Below are 3,100 nucleotides of genomic sequence, written 5' to 3' on the forward strand. Positions count from 1 at the left end.
TCTGAAGAAGGAAATATTTATAGAAATTTTTCTAGAACGCGCGCGTGCGCGCGCGAGAGAGAGACCGAACCCAACCCCCACCCCCTCGTTTCAACCCGAAGCGCTAAGGCCTTCCCTGGCCTAGAAGGGTCCAAACCACCCCGCAGCGCTCTGCCCATGGCGCTTGCGCCGGAGACCTGTCGGGTAGCAGGAGAGCATTACTGCCCCCCCCGCCCCCTAAGAACCGGACGTGCGAGTTTCCCCGCATCCGGCTCAAGCCTCTATTAAGCCCCCTTTGACAGGAGCTGGCCACGCCGATTACTCCGGCTGTGGACCTGCCTATGGCAGTTAACGTGCAGTATGACCAAGTTCGACAGCGCGTCCGTTCCTCCCAGAGATCTTGGGAGGGTGTGGTGGATTGGGGCCGGGGTTTCCCGCGTGATCCCTTCCCCACAGATTGGACACTTGCCGCCTTGCTTGTACCAGAGGTTCCACTTCTGATTTTTCATCAGTGGTTTATCTTTGAACTGCAATCGCAGGTCAAAGTATGCATCCCATTCCGAAAGGCGTCATCACTTGAACGAACAGACCCTGCAGCGGGCGGTCAAACAGGCGGTCCGGGCCGCCGGCATCCCCAAACCGACTAGCTGTCACATTCTGCGCCATTCGTTTGCCACCCACCTCCTGGAAGCCGGTTACGATATCCGAACGGTGCAGGAACTTTTGGGTCACAAGGATGTGGCCACGACGATGATCTACACCCACGTGCTGAACAAGGGGGGCGGGGGGGGGTGGACAGCCCGCTGGATCGGTTGTAATCAACTTCTGTTTGAAGCCCAGGGAACAATCGTTTGCGGTGATCGTCACGCAGACTCTAGCGGTTTAACCTCTATTTCAATCTGTTTTTCCAATTTGCGGCGTGCCAGCCGCAGTTCGTAATCCTTCTGCAGGTTGATCCAGAATTCCGCCGTGGTGCCGAAATAGCGCCCAAGCCGCAGCGCCGTATCGGCAGTGATGGAACGGCCTCCATGGAGAATGGCGGTGATCCGGTTGGCAGGCACCTTCAGAGCCTTGGCAAGGGCGTTGGCCGACAACCCCAAGGGTTCCATGAACTCCCGGCGCAGAATCTCGCCAGGCGTGCTGATGGGGATGACCTCCCCGGTCGTGATGTCGGAGTAATCGGTTTGGGACAGTTCTTCAAACGAAATGCTCATCGTTGAACCTCAATGATAATCGGTGATTTCTACATCCCAGGCCTCTCCTTCTTCCCAGCGGAAACAGATGCGCCATTGCTGGTTGATCCGGATGCTGTATTGCCCGGACCGGTTGCCTGTGAGCTTTTCCAAACGGTTGCCCGGGGGTGAGCGCAGATCCTCGAGCGTGGCGGCATTGTGAATCAGCCTGAGTTTATCCAAAGCTCTAGGCTGCATGGATTTCGGAAGGCCGCTGACGAACAAGCCCTGAAAGATTGCTGCTGTTCGTTTGTCTCTAAAGCTACGGATCACAGTTATGGACTTTATCTGTTACGTAAAGGATAACAGATTTTCTGTGAGGCAAAACCCGAAAGGGCAATGAAACAATGAAACCCGGAGACAGATGACGGAACGCCTATCCACTACCGCCCAAACCGCCCTTTGAGCAGCGTCTCCTGCCACGGATTGCCCTCGCTCCACAGATTCCCCGCCATCAGCTCGCTGATGACCTGTTTGATGGCCGCGTCGCGGTTGGCCTCAGAAGACGTTGTGGATCAGGTCCGACTGGCAGAAGCGTTCGACGATGGCGTACATGGTGTTAAAGCCCAGACCTATACCTATGCAGGAGAGTTAGATAATGTCCCATCTCTGACTGCTTCAGCTATCGCTGATCCGCGTTCATTCGGAAAAAGCTTTAAAGTTAAAGTCAAAGGCCGAATAACATCAGTCTTTAAAACTAAGCTGGGTTCGCTTCCCCTCTGATTTTGACATGGCGTTTGATCGGTGTGTCCGCCGCCTTGCGGAGGCTTACCCACTTCTCATTGCCCTTGTCGTCTTTCACCTTAGTGCCGAAGACCCAATCTCGGGGGCCTCGATGGACAAAGTATCTTTCCTTTATCCACCTTGCCCCTTTGTTTGGGTGTCTTCTGCGTGCCCATTGCCAGAGCCGTTTACAGATGACATGATCCACCTTAACGAAGGTTTCCCTTGCCACCTGGTTCTTGTGATATTCCGCCCATCCCCGGATGATCGGATTGAGCTTGTATATCACATCCTCCTGCTTCGCCTGTCGTAGTTGCTTTATTTCCTCTCGGATTTTTCGCAAGAACGCTTGGACGTTCTTTTTCGCAGGTTTGATGAGAAGTTTCCCATCGTATTTGCGTATGCTCCATCCAAGGAAGTCGAACCCCTCTTCGATGTGCACGATCCTGGTCTTTTCTGGGGACAGGGCAAGACCCCGTTCCTTCAGGAATTCCTCGATTAACGCCTTCGCCTTCTCCAGCGTTTCCGGGGAAGCGCCGGTCACGACGAAGTCGTCGGCATACCGAATCAGGTTGACCTGGTACCGTTTGGCCTTCTTGCTTCCTTTCTTACCGAAGTGATCGGTTAGCAATCGTTCCATGCCGTTCAAGGTCATGTTCGCCAACGTCGGCGAGATGATTCCTCCTGGCGGAGTTCCCGCTTCCGTTGGGTAAAGCTTCAATTTCCAGACGAAGCCAGCTTTCAGCCACTTTTGGAGCATCTCTTTATCCGTGGGGATGTGGGTCAGCATCCATTCATGGCTGATATTGTCGAAGCAGCCGGTAATATCCGCTTCCAGAACGTATTTCGGGGATGCCTTTCTTCCCAGTGCTTTGAAACACTGTTCCGCCGCATCTCTCGTAGCCCGTTCCAGTCGAAACCCATAAGAGTTTCTATCCGCCGTGGTTTCCGCAACGGGTTCCAGAGCTAGCAGGTAGAGCGCCTGCATGGCTCTATCTTTCATCGTCGGAATCCCTAGCGGGCGTAGTTTTCCGTCCGCTTTCGGGATGTATACCCGTCTCAGGGGTTGGGGCTTATAGCCTCTCCTCCTGAGCGACACAACAGCCCTGGCCTTTTCTTCCTGAGTTGTCCAGATTTCTCCGTCCACTCCAGGAGTCTTACTACCG

General features: G+C 54.4%; 5 protein-coding genes. 1 reads left to right on the plus strand and 4 read right to left on the minus strand.

The window, feature by feature from the left end; all coding sequences use genetic code 11:
• Nucleotides 1–263: 263 nt before the first annotated feature.
• A complete protein-coding gene (locus tag ACYQ3M_RS11480; RefSeq protein ID WP_460036218.1) occupies nt 264–488 on the minus strand; it encodes an HNH endonuclease in 225 nt (74 codons plus the stop codon).
• Nucleotides 489–555: 67 nt separating this feature from the next.
• Here ACYQ3M_RS11480 and ACYQ3M_RS11485 point away from each other — a divergent pair, with 67 nt between their 5' ends.
• Nucleotides 556–918, plus strand: a complete 363-nt coding sequence (locus ACYQ3M_RS11485; protein WP_460036219.1) for a tyrosine-type recombinase/integrase — start codon at nt 556–558, stop codon at nt 916–918.
• Here the strand turns inward: ACYQ3M_RS11485 and ACYQ3M_RS11490 are convergent.
• From ACYQ3M_RS11490 to ltrA, 3 genes are all read right to left on the minus strand, one after another.
• Nucleotides 843–1,193, minus strand: a complete 351-nt coding sequence (locus tag ACYQ3M_RS11490) for a HigA family addiction module antitoxin (RefSeq protein WP_460036220.1) — start codon at nt 1,191–1,193, stop codon at nt 843–845. The two genes, ACYQ3M_RS11485 and ACYQ3M_RS11490, sit on opposite strands and share 76 nt — an antisense overlap.
• Nucleotides 1,194–1,202: 9 nt before the next feature.
• Complete coding sequence (locus ACYQ3M_RS11495) at nt 1,203–1,484, minus strand: type II toxin-antitoxin system RelE/ParE family toxin (RefSeq protein WP_460036221.1); 282 nt, start codon at nt 1,482–1,484, stop codon at nt 1,203–1,205.
• A 424-nt stretch (nt 1,485–1,908) separates the two neighbouring features.
• On the minus strand, nt 1,909–3,100 hold a 1,192-nt coding region (gene ltrA / locus ACYQ3M_RS11500; RefSeq protein WP_460036222.1), incomplete at its 5' end, for a group II intron reverse transcriptase/maturase.

The sequence above is a fragment of the Methylothermus subterraneus genome (assembly GCF_054656915.1).